This window comes from Mesorhizobium sp. M0048 (assembly GCF_040323405.1).
In the GTDB taxonomy this organism is placed as follows: Bacteria; Pseudomonadota; Alphaproteobacteria; order Rhizobiales; family Rhizobiaceae; genus Mesorhizobium.
Genome location: NZ_JAMYUV010000015.1, coordinates 26,500 through 40,543 on the forward strand (window position 1 = coordinate 26,500; position 14,044 = coordinate 40,543).

Sequence of the window (14,044 nt, forward strand, 5' to 3'; positions counted from 1 at the left end):
AACGGTTTTCGTCCGGAATTGCGTCAAAACAAAAGATGGAGCTGTTCGGCGATTCCGTGAAACGATGAACCCTTTTAAAGCATGTCGCGCAAAAGTGTGCAGCGGTTTTGCGATAACGACATGCATACAACGAGAATCTAAAGCGCGTTGCATGAGGCCGATCGAACGCGACGCGCTTTAGTCCAAGGCTGCTTCGGCTTGAGCGGGCGCATCGCGTCCCTCTGGTGGTGCCGATGACCGCTCGCGCATATGCCTGACCGTCTGGAGGACACGATCGGCAAGAAATGCAAGCGCGCCCTGTGCCGTGCGCGTCCCGATGACGGATTCCAGCGTAACCGCCTGCGTTGAGAATTTGTGTTTGAACGACTCTGCGCCACAGAGGAAATCGACCATGCTCAAACCGTGATCGATCGACCACTGCACGTAATCCATCAACAGGATCACACCCGGCGACGCCCGGCCGAAATCCGGATCGAACGTCGTCACGAAGGCCATCATCACGTCGTGCTGGACGAAATTGATCGACACCGCGACCATCACGCCATTGCATTCGAGGACGAAGATATGCAGCACGCCGGCGCGCGCCAACGCATCGACGAGCGCGGCGAGTACCGGCACGCCCTCTTCGAACAGATCTGATTCACGCATGCGCTCGGTCAGCCATTTCCGCTTCAAGGCCGCGAGGCGCTCCAGTACCGGTTGCAGCGGCTCGTCGGGGGCAAGCAGGCGAAATCTCACCTCTCCGGTTTCTTCCAGCGCTTTGATGCCGCGCCGATAGTTCTGGCGCGTCTTTTTCGACTGGTCCGCGAACCATGCCGCTCCGCTTTCCCATTGTCCGGCAACGCGATAGCTGACTTCCGTTCGGTGAAAGTGACGAAGCCTGATGCCGCCGAAAGCTCCCGGCGTGAAAATTTTGCGGGCCGCCGCATCCGGCGAGAGACGACTGATCAAGGCAAGATCGAAGCCACCTGCATCGCAGAGTTGCGTCCATAGCTCCTGCAGCGCCGATAACGAGCATTCCGGAGCAACGAGAATATCCCCATAGTCGGTATAGCTGCCGGCCGCCCATTCGAGAAACCGCAGCCCCCTGCGCCTGCCGATCGCCAGCGGAACGACAGCAACGAGTTTCTCGCCCTTCCAGACCAGGCCGATCCGCAACGCGCGCTGGTCACGGCGTTGTACGGTACTCCACCATGCCGAAATCCAGGCATGGCTTTGAAAGATCAGCCCGTCGGTACGATGCCAAAGGTCCATCCAAGCGGCTTCGACCGCAGCCAGACGATCCGCCGAACGGACGATTTCCAGGCGCTCCGCGCCTAGGACGTCGATGGAAACAACAGTGTTCATGAAGGAGAACTGTCCTGTGGCTGCGCGACTACATTGGGCCGCCTGTGAAACAGTCGCATGACATGCCTTGCCATCTTCTTGAGCGGCAGGATGTAGAGCCCAAAGAGCGACTGATAATCGCGCACATCGCGATCGATCAGGCCAAATTTCAGGTCTTCATCCGGTTCCGGGACAAATTGCGTTCCGAACAGACGATCCCAGAACGAAAAAAGCAGGCCGAAATTCTTGTCATAATGACGAGGGTCGATGCTGTGATGCACCTGGTGCCAGTGCGGACACAGGATGATGTTGTTCAACGGGCCGAACGAGATCTTGAGATGCGTATGACGAACAAAGTCCATCATCAGGATGTTACGGATGACGTAGACGTTGATGCCGAAGATAGCGACCTCTACCGGATCGAGTGCGATCAGGCTCCAGATACCGAAGCAGATGCCCGGAATGACGCCATCCCACATGCGGTTCATCAGATCGTCCAGCGGATGAACCCGGTCCTTGGTGATCCCCACCATCACTTCGGCCGAATGATGTACCTTGTGCAATTCCCACAGGAACGGGAAACGGTGCTGGGCGACGTGGTAGAGGTAGTATGAGATATCATAGGCGACCAGCATGGTTGCGGTGAAGATGACGATCGTCACTGGTCCCGCCGGGCCGCCGAGAAGCGGCGCGTGGATGTTAAGGAGCCAGCCAATTGCCTCGCGTGTGCCATAGCCCACCGCGACGACGAAGGTGACGCCGGCGGGAATAAGCAGGAAAGGCATCATCGCCCGTTTCGTGATCCAGAACAGGGCGTCAGCTCGCGCCGACGGGTGCAGGATGACTTCCTGGGGGAAGGCGAAGTCGAAAAAATCCCTGAGGGACTTATGTTCGGCAGTTCGCCAGTAGGCGATCACCGCGCTGCCCAGTGCGGTGAGGAGAAGCAGGCCGAGCGTGGTCAGATTGACGTTCGAAAGCTTTTCCACAATCGCTCTGGCAAATTCGGAAAACATCGTTGCAGCGGCTCCTGGTCGTAAGAAGGCAGTCTGGGGTCGTACGAAGGCGATCTGGCGAATAGCAAAGCACAAAATTCCCGGCAAACCCGCTACGCCGCCTGCAACCAGTGGCTGTTGCGGACGCAGCGGGCAAAGCAGGCTGGATGGTGCGAGACTAGCAGATCAACGGTAACGAAACCGCTAAATGTCCAAACGTAATTAATGTCGAATACGGCTGGAACTCGCCCGGCAACTCTACGTTGGCGCTTTTTTTTGCCGTTGTGGCGGGTGAATTGGGGCAAGATGGATATGGATTCCGGCTTCACCCACTTCACCGTGCCAGGCGAGGCGTTCGGCTTGCTGCCTGGTGCCAAAGCGCAGTGAAACCCAACCGCCCTGCCCAGGCATGTCACCGCCAGCGCCGACGTCGAGCGCAGCGTCAGGAAAGCGGATGGCCAACAGCGCCTCGTCGCCGCGCAATACCGTGACCGTATCTTCGTGCCGGTCGGCATGGAGGCCGGCGGCCAGTTGGAAGACGATCTCGGACTGACGCCCGCCGCCGAGCAGTTGGTCGGTGATGAGGATGCCATCGGCCTGGCGCGCCAAAGTGCGCTGATGCACGACGCCGAAGCGGCTTCTATAGCCATCATGCCGGGCGCTCAGCCTCCAGTGCGGTCCCGGCTCGCTCTCCACCAGCGCTGCGACTGCCTTGTGCGACCAGTTGAAATTTCCAGCGATGGTACTTTGGCTCTTGCCCTCGATGTTCAGCGTGTTGTGCGCCGGTGTGGAGCGGAGCCAGTCGCGCCATGCGCCTCCCGAGCCGTAGAGCCAGGTGCCTGGATCGACCAGCACCGGCTCACCGTCGATGCACAGGGTGAGCGACAGCGCGTCGGCATGGCCGTGCGCCGCTATCGAGAGATATCCGAGCGGTCCATGGTCGAACGTCAGTTCGACATTGCGGCCATTCATTGCTCCGCGCCAGACTGAGAGCCCGCCTTGCGGGAATGTCTGCAAGCCCTGCACCGCGGGCGCCGGACCCGACGGCGCACCAAAGAAAAGCGAACGAAAGTCGTCGGGCTCCGGCGCGTTGCCCGGCGTCCCCAGTAAGCCTTGGATGGCGGACGCGACGGATCGGATATAGTTCGGCTCATCCCCCAGCTTCAGCACGTGGCCCTCATCGTCGTCGCCGAAGCGGGCGGCTTTCTGTGGCAGCCAGCCGACGAAATTAGCGAAGGCGCCCAGACGCGCTTCGACAGCCGAGGGAAACGGCGTTCCCGCCTGGCGTGCCGCGGCGGCGCAGAGCAAGATGAGTTCGGCGCTGAAGGCTGCATAGGTCGGTGTTTGCTCGGCACCTGCGCCATCGGCAAGTATCTGCTTGTGCGTCTCATTCAGGAGGGCGCCGCGGGCGATTTCGGATCCGGCCCCGAGCGCCAGGCCGACCAGATATTCGCCGGCCAACTCTGCGACCAGATGGTTGTTGGCGGAGGAATATCGCGACGGAAACCGCGGCAGCCAATAGGCGCTTGCCGCTAGTATCTCACCAGCTTTCCGCAGCGTCGCTGGGTCAAGCTGGTCGCCGACGAGGTCCAGGGTGACGATCAGACTGATGGCCCGCAGCGCTACTTCGATGCCGGACGCCCAGCCGATGCCTCGGAACGGTGGATTGGCGGAGTGCCAACTACCGATTGCCGCCTCGATGGCACTCCGGGATCGATCGTCCTCGCCGAGGAGCAGGTGTGCAGCCAGTGGCGGCAATTGCTGCAGCCGGTTGATCTCCCAGACATATTTTATATCGCCAAGGTCGCCGCCGTGGCGAAAATCGATGTCGAAAGTATGAGCCTCGGGGCCAGGCCAAAGCCTGCCGGTCACTGGATCAAGACGCCAAAGCTCGGCAGGAAACAACAGTTCGGGCTCACGCTTTGGCCATGTCCGCCCGAGTGCAGAAAACCGGCCCTGAAGCATCTCTTGCGCGGCCGCCGCTATGGCTTGCCGTTGGGCGTCGGTCGCTGCCAGCGCAGCATGGCGAAATCCGGGCAGCACTGGGTGCAACCGCGGCGATGGATAGCGCTCCCACCCATCATCGCGGCGGCGCGACGCGATCCTTCGACGTTGCTCGCCCAGCCGGTGCAGCACCTCGGCCGGTCCCATGCTGCGCAATCGGTTGATGTACCAGCCGATTCTCATGCACGCCCCGTCAACGTTTCGGTCGTTGTATACCATGCCGTCGAAAAGCTGCGCGCCGGCAATCTTCTTTCCCGTTCGTTGCGGTTAATATCTCCGGCGACCATACGGAGAGAGCGATGCGAAAAGCGGCGTGTGTTGTTGCCTGGGTGCTCGCCTTGCTTGTGGCTGCCGACGCAGCGCCCATCGCTCTCAAGCGCGGCGTTGGCGTGCATCAGTGGCTCAACTGGTCGCCGGTGGAAAAAGACGGAACCTACGTTTGGCCGCCCTATCGCCGCGAAAAGGAGTGGCTTGCGGAAAGCAGGCCGCTCACCGACTGGCCGTCCGGGGAGGTGTTCGCCCACATCCGATCGATGGGCTTCGACTTCGTCCGGCTGAGCGTCGATCCCGGCCCGCTGCTTGCCAGCGAGGGCGCCAAGCGGCAACAGGCGCTGGACATACTTGCCGCCGCCGTCGAGCGGATCACGTCGACCGGCCTCAAGGTGGTTTTCGACCTGCATGGCGTCACTCAGGTTCCCGACTACAGCATGGAGATGATCTATGGCGGCGCCGACAGCGAGGGCGTTGCCCGCTATCGTCAAATGGTTGTGGCGGTCGCCGCCATGCTGGTCAAGATAGGCACCGACAAAGTCGCCCTCGAACCTTACAACGAGCCCGCATACTACCCTTGCGATGCGAGCGGCAGCGATGACTGGCAGCGGATCATGGCAGGGACCGTCCACGACATTCGAGCGGTCAGCAGTGAACTTACCATCGTTGCAACCGGCGCCTGCGGCGGCAGCATTGCCGGATTGGTCAACCTCAGCCCCGGCTTTGATGACCCAAACCTCTATTACAGCTTCCATATGTATGAGCCGCACAGCTTCACCCACCAGCGGCCCGATGACACAATCAGCTTTGCTTCGGGACTTCCCTGGCCGGCCGACAGCAGTACACCCGAAGTGGTGACCGAAACCCTTAGAGCGCGGATGGAGGCTGCCGGCTTGAGCAGGGTCGAGCAGGTCATGAACATGGCCACCGCGCGCCAAGCAATCGCGAGGTATTTCGAGCAGAACTGGGGCCAGAGCCAACTGGAGGCGAGCTTTCGCCAGGCTGTCGACTGGGCTGAAGGCCATGGCATCCCCAGTCGGCGGCTCTTCATGGGCGAATTCGGCGCTATCCTCATGTCCGCGGACGGCCGCATGGGCGCCTTTGAGGCCGACTGTTCGCGCTATCTTAAGGCAGTGCGCGGAGAGGCCGAACGCTTTGCGATCCCATGGTCTGTCTGGGAGTTCTCCAATCCCTATGGGATGAGCCTCATCCTGCCCGATGGCCCCCCGGTACCCGACCCGGAGATGCTGCAGGCATTGGGCCTGCCATAGGTGCCGTCACTCGCCCTCACCAGCGAACAACCGGTGGCAACCCCTGACCGCCAGGCTCCATCGAGGATGGCCCGTGGCAGCTTTCTCCCGGTCGGGTTGTGTCGGCACGAAGTGTTTAACACATTTGTTGTACTGAAGTGAGGAATGCGCGCGCCTAGGGGGAACAATGTGTGGAATTGCCGGATGGATCGGTCGAAGGGCTAAAAATCCACAAGAGCGGGCCGCCAGAATGTCAAACGCATTGCGGCATCGCGGTCCCGATGCCGAAGGCACCGAGATATTGGACCTGAATACCGGCGAGCAACAATTGGCATTGGTCCATCGCCGCCTGGCGATCATTGACTTGGCGCCTGAGTCAAATCAGCCGATGCAGATTGAGGACGGCCGTCTCAAAATAATTTTCAACGGAGAGATATATAACTACATCGAGTTGCGCCAGGAACTGATCGGCCTTGGCCATCAATTTCGAACGCGCTCCGATACCGAGGTGCTGCTCCGAGCCTACGATCAGTGGCGCTTGTCAATGTTCGACCGGCTGAGCGGCATGTTCGCCTTTGCACTCTGGGATGCTCAGAGGCAGGAATTGATCCTCGCCCGGGATCCCTTCGGGGAAAAGCCGCTTTACCTCATGCAAAGCGAAAAATTGCTGCTGTTTGCCTCGGAGATCAACGCATTGCTGTCATCGCAGCAAGATGCTCAGGAACTGGATCTGGATGCCGTGCACGAGTATCTGAACTGGCGTTATGTGCCCGGACCGCGCACGCTTTTCAAACAGATCCGCAAGCTCAATCCCGGAAGCTATGCTGTCTGGTCGCAAGGGGTAGTCAAGGAAACGCGCTACTATACGCCTCCGGACCAGGCGGCCCTGACCGAGCGGATCGACGGAAAAACCGCCAAGCGGCGATTTCTGGAACTGCTCGACCATTCCGTCGAGATCAGGATGCGCAGCGATGCACCTTTTGGGGCCTTTCTCTCCGGAGGGCTCGACTCCTCGGCTATCGTCGCGCTGATGGCCAGGCACAGCGCCACGCCCATTCGCACATTTTCTGTCGGGTTCGACGACGCAGCCTATAGCGAATTTGCATTCGCCCGGCGCGTTGCCGATCATTTCAAGACCGATCATTGCGAACTTGTAATCCAGCCAGGCGATCTGATGGATCACCTGCCGGCGATGGTTCGCCAACGCGGGGCACCTGTTTCGCAAAGCAGCGATATTCCAATTTACCTGATGTCGGAGCGAGCCTCGCAAGACGTCAAGATGGTGCTCACCGGCGAAGGAGCCGACGAGATTCTCGGCGGCTATCCCAAGCATCGCGCGGAATCACTGGCCGGGATCTACCAGTCGCTTGTCCCAGCCTCGCTGCACGATAACGTCCTTTCCCCTGTGGTACGCGCGATGCCGGGCGCGTCGGCCAAGGTCGATACGTTTGCCCGCACCGCGGGCGAAAGGGACTTTGCCGCCCGGATGGTCTCCTGGTTTGGAGCCGTTTCCGCGCAGCAGCGCGCTTGCCTGATCGGTGCATCCGCAAGTCGCCGTTATGAGCACAATGAGTTTCCGTTCTCGTCAAGCGCTGCGGCCTCCCATCTTCGCCGCGTGCTGTTTTTTGATCAGACGTCGTGGCTGCCTGACAATCTCCTGGAACGAGGCGACCACATGATGATGGCCGGTTCAATCGAAGGAAGAATGCCGTTCCTCGATCGCGACCTGGTTTCATTCGTCAGCAAATTGCCCGATCGCTACAGGCTGGGTTGGTTGCATAGCAAGCAGATCCTGCGCGACAGCATGGCCAATATCCTCCCGGAGGAAATTCTCAGCCGCCGCAAGGTCGGGTTCAAGGTACCGGTCGCCGAATGGTTTCGCGGATCGATGAGGAACTACGTGCATGACCATCTTTGCTCGCCTCACTCCGTCATTCGCAGCTATCTGAGTCCGAAACAGCTTGATCAAATCGTCTCCGAACACACCACGCGTGCCGCCGACCACGAAAAGCTGATATGGGCGCTGTTGAATTTGGAGATATTCCACCGCGAATTCAGGCTCGAAGCACCGCCGCGATCGTCGGCCTCAGCCCTTGACCGGTTGACGGCTTGACGCGGCCGACCGCCAGACGTCGCAGATTGCGCCGACAAACGGGGCGAGCTCAAGCCGTTCCCGATGCACGGCCATGGCACCGGCACCAAGCCTTGCCCTCAGTGCCGGGTCCTCCACGAGGCAGCTCAACGCGTCGGTCAACGCTGTAACATCGCCTGGCGGCACCAGCAGCCCGGATTGCCCGTCGGTGATTATGTCTTCGACCGCGCCAACCGGGGTCGCCACCACCGCCAAACCGGCTGCCATGCCTTCGATCACGGACATCGGCAGATTTTCGGCGAAGGAGGGAAGAACCAGAATATCGGCCGAAGAAATCAGCGATGCGACATCGTCAGGTCCCACCCAACCTGGAAAGGCGATCCGGTCTGCAATCCGCAGCGCGGCTGACTTTGTCCGTGCCGCCTCGACTTCGCCATCGCCGGCAATCGTGGCGCGCCAATTCTTGACAGGGCTCATGCGGTGCAGTGCCTCCAGCAATTGCGGTACGCCCTTGCGGTCGCCGATGCGGCCCAGGAACAGGATATGCACATGGTCGCCGCCGCCGACATGCGCCAGCGGCGGGACTTCGGTCGCATTGGGCACGATCACGATATTACCGGCTGCGCCCGGCGCCCGGCTGGCGACGAAATCGCGCCAAAGCCGACCCAAAACGATCACCCGATCGGCATGCTCGAACAAAGCTTTGATACGGCGGCTTATGAAACCGCGGTCGGCTTTCCAGAATGTCTGATACTGCGCCCCGTGCAAATGCAGGACATAGGGTATCGACAGCAGCCGTGCCCAGGCGGCGATCACCATCTTTCGGTAGGTGCTGCCGGAAACTGAGATATTGATGTGAATGACATCGGCACGTCCAGCCACACGCGCTTTAAGCATCCGTAAGCAAAAGCCGAGCATATAGAAGATCGAAAGTCCGACATGCCCCGGGCCACGGCTGGCAAGGAAGCACACATCGATGTCGGCGATTTCTTGCCGTTCGAACTCCTGCTTCAGCGCCCCCATGATGCGGTCGATGCCGCCCTGCCCCGAAACGCCCGACGGCGTCGCGACCAGGACATGTATTTTTCGATCGGATATGAGGCGCTGCAACATGATGGTACCCTAAATAACACAGACTGGGTAACTGCAAAGCAAACGTTCCCAATAAGGTTTACGGCAAATCTTTTAGTTCAAACTGAATCTGTTCACCCTTCGCCGTCATCGCGCTGGATTTTCCGCCAGTCGGCGGCTAGTCGAAGGTGAGTTTTCCAGGGACACGCCCTTGCTGCTCCGTTCCACGCTCATTTATGCTCCGGCGATCCTGCTGACGCGAATTTCGGCGCTGCTCCTGCTGGTCGTCGTGACGCGTTTGATCGACCAGACCGAGTATGGCCTGCTCACTCTGGTGGTGACCGTCGGTGAAATGACCGACATTGCCGTCACCAACTGGCTGCGCATCGCCTTGCTCAGGCTTGGCGGCAAGGGCGAGGTCAGCCGCGGCAGCCTGATGCTGGCGGGGCAGGTGTTGCTTGCGACCACGGCCCTGGCGCTGGTCATATCGGTAGGCGCGTCGGCGGTGATCGTGCCTGAACGCTGGGTCGAGTTCGCGATCGCGGTCTGCGGCTATCTGGTCGCTGGGTCCATCAGCCGCTTCGCCTTGACGGTGCTGCAGATGCAGCAGCGCCATTCGGTCTATTCGATGCTAGAAGCCCTGCGTGCCTTGCTGCAACTCGCGTTACCGATCGGCGCTATCCTTGTCTTTCAGGACAGCTTTCTGACGGTGTCGCTCGGTTCGAGCCTCGGCGCCTTGATTGCCGGCATCGTAGCGGGGATCATGGCATCCCGACGCGTCGTTACCGGTCCGCCGCGTTTCACCCACAGAGACTTCTTTGCGCTCGGTGTGCCGCTGATCATCATGGCGCTGGTTGGGTTCGGGCTCAACAGCGCGGAGCGTCTGTTCCTCAAGTTCTATTACGATGCCAGCGCCGTGGCGATTTTCGCCGCGGCCTATGCGCTGGCCCGCCAACCGATCGATATGGTCGCCAACGCCATCAACATGGGCGCCTTTCCCGAGGTGGTTAGCCGCTTCGACGAGGACGGGCCCGCGGCATCGGGTCGGTTGCTGTCGCAGTTGATGGCCTTGATGATGCGGCTTTGCCTGCCTATTGCAGCGATGCTGGTCGCGCTCAGCGGCAATATCACCGAGCTCATGCTGCCCTCGCAATATCACGGCCGCTTCGGCCTGCTGTTTCCAATCATTGCCTTCAGCGTGCTGTGCGCCAACCTCACCAGCTTCGTCTATGGCGTCGTGGTGCACGCGCACAAGCGGCCGTGGCTGCTGATCATCGCCAACCTCTTCGGCTCGGTGGCAACAATCGCATTGTCCCTGCTGTTGATCCCCCCGATGGCCGAGATCGGCGCGGCTTTGGCGCTTGCGGGCGGCTCGGTAGTGGGCTCCATAACCTGCATTGTCATCAGCGAGCGGCTCACGCCGGTGCCGGTGCCGTGGCGCGACATCGGTGTCTCGGTAATCATCTCGCTCAGCACGGGGGTGGCCGCCAAGCTTGCCAGCATGGTGGCCGGCGACGTGCCGGCGATCTTCTCGCTTGTCGCCGGCGGCACCGCCGGCGCTGCGGTCTTCTTCGGGCTGACCTCGTTGTTCCATCCTGTAGCAGCGACGCAATTCGTCGCCCAGCTGCGGGCGCGGCTGCGGATCGCGTAAGGGGAAGTCCAGGGCCGAGGCCTGTTTGTGAGGGAACGCGAATCTATAAACCGGCGTTTCGGCGCCAGCGACGCTCCCAGAACTCCCGGCAGAGCAGCCCGGCATAGGCAGTGTTGGTATCGTAGTAGCGGCGCCACAAGCGTCGCGGCTCCTGGACGACGCGGAACAGCCACTCCAGGCCGGCCGCTTGTATCAGCCTCGGCGCACGGGCAACCTTGCCGCCATAGACGTCGAAACTGCCGCCCACGCCCATCACGAAGCTTGGGGCGAGTTCATCGCGGTAGCGTTTGAGAAAGCGTTCCTTCCGCGGTGTCGGCATGGCCACCAACAGGCAGTCGGCATCCGAGGCGTTGATCGCCGCGACGATCCCGGCCTCGTCCTCCGGCTTGAAATAGCCGTTGCGCGTTCCCGCTATGCTGAGGCTCGGATGGTCATTGGCAAGTCTCGCTACGACCGCATCGAGAACGTGCTGTTCGGCCCCCAGCAGATACGGCCTGAATCCACGCATCGCGCAGAGGCTCAGCAGATTGATCATGATGTCGACGCCCGCCACCCGCTCGGGCAACGCGACGCCGCACAAACGCGCTCCCCAAAGCACGCCGATGCCATCGACATTGACCACGTCCGCCCCGGCCACGTCGTCGCGCAGTTCGGCATTCTGGCGCATGGTCACCAGCTTGGCGACGTTCACCACCACATGATGCAGCGGCCGCCGCAGGGTCATCGCCTCTTCGGCGATGGCCAGCGTCTCTGCCATGGTCAGCGCATGGATAGGTGCGCCAAGGAACTCCCGGCGCCGTGATGCCAAAAGGGAATGCTGCGCCCATGCCGGGGCGTGCGCGTTCATGCGGCCTGCTCCCTTGCAAGCGGCACTTGTGCGATCTCTGGTTTCTTGCCTTCGATGCGGGCGTCCGGCTTGCGCGCCTTGCGCCACGTCCACAGGCCCCTCGTATCGACGAGCTTCTTGTCCTTGAGCGCTTCGGGGTCGACCAGATTGAATTGCCGATGGTCGACCAGGAGGACGACGATATCGGATTTGTCGATGGCCGAAAGTGCATCGGTGAACACGATGCCCCTGCCCTCGAGCTCGTGCGGCAGCGCATTTGTGTTAGGTTCAGCCGCAATGATCTTCACATTGGGGATATCGGACAGAAGCTTCACCACTTCGACGGCCGGGCTCTCGCGCAAATCGTCGATGTTGGCTTTGAAGCTGAGGCCAAGACAGGCGATCGTCTGTTTGCGGGAGGGATCGAGCAAGGCCTCGATATCCCTGACCACCGACATGGGCCGCTCGGAATTGATCCGGCGTGCCGAAGCCATCAGCCGCGTGCTGTTGGGTGCGGCATCGATGATAAAATATGGATCGACCGCAATGCAGTGACCGCCAACGCCCGGGCTCGGCTGGAGGATGTTCACGCGAGGGTGCCGATTGGCGAGATCGATCACTTCCCATACATTGAGCGACAGATCCTGACACACTGCGGCAAGCTCGTTGGCAAAGGCGATGTTGACGTCGCGGAATGCGTTCTCCGTCAGTTTCACCAGCTCAGCACTTTCGGCCGTTGTCATGAACAGGTCGCCGGTGACGAAGGTCGAATAGAGTGCCGCGGTCCGTTCCGACGATTTGCGGGACAATCCACCGATCGAGCGATCATTGTTGATAAGCTCGGTCAGCACCTTTCCCGGCAGCACGCGCTCGGGCGAATAGGCGACCAGCACATCGGCGTCTTCGCCATGCTGGACAGGAAATTTGAGATCGGGCCGCAATTCGGCAAGCAGCCCGGTCATGATCCGCGTGGTTCCGACCGGCGATGTCGACTCCAATACCACAAGGTCTCCCCGCTTCAGCACTGGGGCGATGCTTCGTGCCGCCGCGAGCACGTAGGTCACGTCCGGCTTATGGTCGTGGGTCATCGGGGTCGGCACAGCGATGATATAGGCGTCCGCCGGCTGCGGCGTGCTGTAGGCCATGAGCTTGCCGTTCGCCACGACCTTCTGGATCAGACCGTCAAGGTCTGGCTCGACGATGTGGATTTCGCCGCGGTTGACCTTCTCGACCACCGCTCCGTTGACATCGACGCCAATGACGTTGAGCCCGCGGCTGGCGAAAATGGCGCAGGTCGGCAGGCCGATATAGCCCATGCCGATTACGGAAACGGTTTTGATTTCAGCCATGATGCAGCAGTTCCTCAACAATCCGGTTACTGGCCCGGCCATCGCCATATGGGTTGTGTCGTTCCGCCATGCCGCGATAGGCAGCCTGATCGTCGAGCAGGCGATTGGCGTTGAACAGGATTTTCTCGACATCGGTGCCGACAAGACGGGCGGTGCCGGCCACGATCCCCTCGGGTCGCTCGGTATTTTCGCGCATTACCAGCACCGGCTTGCCGAGTGAAGGCGCTTCTTCCTGCACGCCACCGCTATCGGTAAGCACCAGATAGCTCTGCTTCTGCAGGTACAGGAACGGCAGATAGTCCTGCGGCTCGACCAGGTGGATGTTCGGCACGCCTTCCAGCTCTGCGTTGACCACTGAGCGCACATTGGGGTTTGGATGGACAGGGTAGACGATCTGCACGTCTCCGCGCGCCGCCAATCCCTTCAACGCCGTACAGATGCGCTGGATGCCGCCGTCGAAATTCTCGCGGCGATGGCCGGTGACGAGGATCATCTTCTTGGAAGGGTCGAGGAAAGGGAAGCGGGCAGCGAGCTTCGCGTTCATCAGCCTGTCGGCATCGATCGCGCTTGAAAAATGCAACAGTGTATCGATCACCGTGTTACCGGTCACAAAGATGGTGCTTTCGGCTTTTCCTTCGGCGATGAGGTTGTCGCGCGCCTGAACGGTCGGCGCAAAATGCCAGGTGGCGATGTCGCCGGCAATCTTGCGGTTCAGTTCTTCAGGAAACGGCGAGTTGACGTTGTGGCTGCGCAATCCTGCTTCGACATGAGCGACCGGGATACGCTTGTAGAAGGCAGCCAGAGCCGCGGCCATCGCCGTGGTGGTGTCGCCCTGCACCATGACGATATCGGGCTTGGCCTTGTCCAGCACCTCGGCCATGCCAAGGAGCACGCGCGAGGTCACGTCGAACAGCGACTGGCCGGGTTGCATGATGTTGAGATCGTGATGCACAGGCAGGCCGGTCAGCTCGACAACCTGGTCGACCATTTCGCGATGCTGGGCGGTTATGCATATTTCGGTGATGAAGCCTGGATGAGCAAGGGCGGCGCGCGCCACTGGAAAGCATTTGAGTGCCTCCGGCCTCGTGCCGAACACGATCAGCAGTTTCTGCCTCGATGGCAGTTTTGGACGTGAAAGGACGTTCATCGCTGATCCTGGTCGCCTGCAGCCTTCGGGACATGCCGACTATTGCCCGCACGAGCTATAATAGCG

General features: G+C 60.7%; 10 protein-coding genes. 3 read left to right on the forward strand and 7 right to left on the reverse strand.

Features of this window, described 5'->3' with window-relative positions; genetic code table 11:
- Positions 1-177: 177 nt before the first annotated feature.
- From NKJ84_RS15720 to NKJ84_RS15730, 3 genes are all read right to left on the reverse strand, one after another.
- Complete coding sequence (locus NKJ84_RS15720) at positions 178-1,347, reverse strand: GNAT family N-acetyltransferase (RefSeq protein WP_352507196.1); 1,170 nt, start codon at positions 1,345-1,347, stop codon at positions 178-180.
- Positions 1,344-2,339 carry a sterol desaturase family protein gene (locus NKJ84_RS15725; RefSeq protein WP_352507198.1) on the reverse strand — a complete coding sequence of 332 codons (996 nt, stop codon included), beginning with the start codon at positions 2,337-2,339 and terminating at the stop codon, positions 1,344-1,346. Before NKJ84_RS15725 ends, NKJ84_RS15720 begins: the two co-directional genes overlap by 4 nt.
- 237 nt (positions 2,340-2,576) lie before the next feature.
- Complete coding sequence (locus NKJ84_RS15730) at positions 2,577-4,505, reverse strand: heparinase II/III family protein (RefSeq protein WP_352507199.1); 1,929 nt, start codon at positions 4,503-4,505, stop codon at positions 2,577-2,579.
- A gap of 116 nt (positions 4,506-4,621) precedes the next feature.
- On the opposite strand from NKJ84_RS15730, the gene NKJ84_RS15735 reads away from it, so the two are divergent.
- Positions 4,622-5,863, forward strand: a complete 1,242-nt coding sequence (locus NKJ84_RS15735) for a glycoside hydrolase family 5 protein (protein ID WP_352507200.1) — start codon at positions 4,622-4,624, stop codon at positions 5,861-5,863.
- A gap of 166 nt (positions 5,864-6,029) precedes the next feature.
- Positions 6,030-7,955 (forward strand): asparagine synthase (glutamine-hydrolyzing), encoded by a 1,926-nt coding sequence (asnB, locus tag NKJ84_RS15740; RefSeq protein WP_352507201.1) that lies wholly within the window; start codon positions 6,030-6,032, stop codon positions 7,953-7,955.
- Here asnB and NKJ84_RS15745 read toward each other — a convergent pair.
- Positions 7,929-9,047, reverse strand: coding sequence for a glycosyltransferase family 4 protein (locus NKJ84_RS15745; protein WP_352507202.1), 1,119 nt, complete (start codon positions 9,045-9,047; stop codon positions 7,929-7,931). The genes asnB and NKJ84_RS15745 overlap by 27 nt on opposite strands.
- A gap of 169 nt (positions 9,048-9,216) precedes the next feature.
- Between NKJ84_RS15745 and NKJ84_RS15750 the strand changes: the two genes are divergently transcribed.
- A complete protein-coding gene (locus NKJ84_RS15750; RefSeq protein ID WP_352507203.1) occupies positions 9,217-10,656 on the forward strand; it encodes a lipopolysaccharide biosynthesis protein in 1,440 nt (479 codons plus the stop codon).
- A gap of 43 nt (positions 10,657-10,699) precedes the next feature.
- Here NKJ84_RS15750 and NKJ84_RS15755 read toward each other — a convergent pair whose 3' ends face one another.
- The 3 genes from NKJ84_RS15755 to wecB are packed head-to-tail and all read right to left on the reverse strand — an operon-like array spanning position 10,700 to position 13,978.
- On the reverse strand, positions 10,700-11,503 hold the full coding sequence (locus NKJ84_RS15755; RefSeq protein ID WP_352507204.1) for a WecB/TagA/CpsF family glycosyltransferase: 804 nt from the start codon (positions 11,501-11,503) through the stop codon (positions 10,700-10,702).
- A complete protein-coding gene (gene wecC / locus NKJ84_RS15760) occupies positions 11,500-12,831 on the reverse strand; it encodes a UDP-N-acetyl-D-mannosamine dehydrogenase (RefSeq protein ID WP_352507205.1) in 1,332 nt (443 codons plus the stop codon). Before wecC ends, NKJ84_RS15755 begins: the two co-directional genes overlap by 4 nt.
- Positions 12,824-13,978, reverse strand: coding sequence for a non-hydrolyzing UDP-N-acetylglucosamine 2-epimerase (gene wecB, locus NKJ84_RS15765; RefSeq protein WP_352507206.1), 1,155 nt, complete (start codon positions 13,976-13,978; stop codon positions 12,824-12,826). The genes wecC and wecB overlap by 8 nt, the downstream gene beginning before the upstream one ends.
- Positions 13,979-14,044 lie beyond the last annotated feature (66 nt).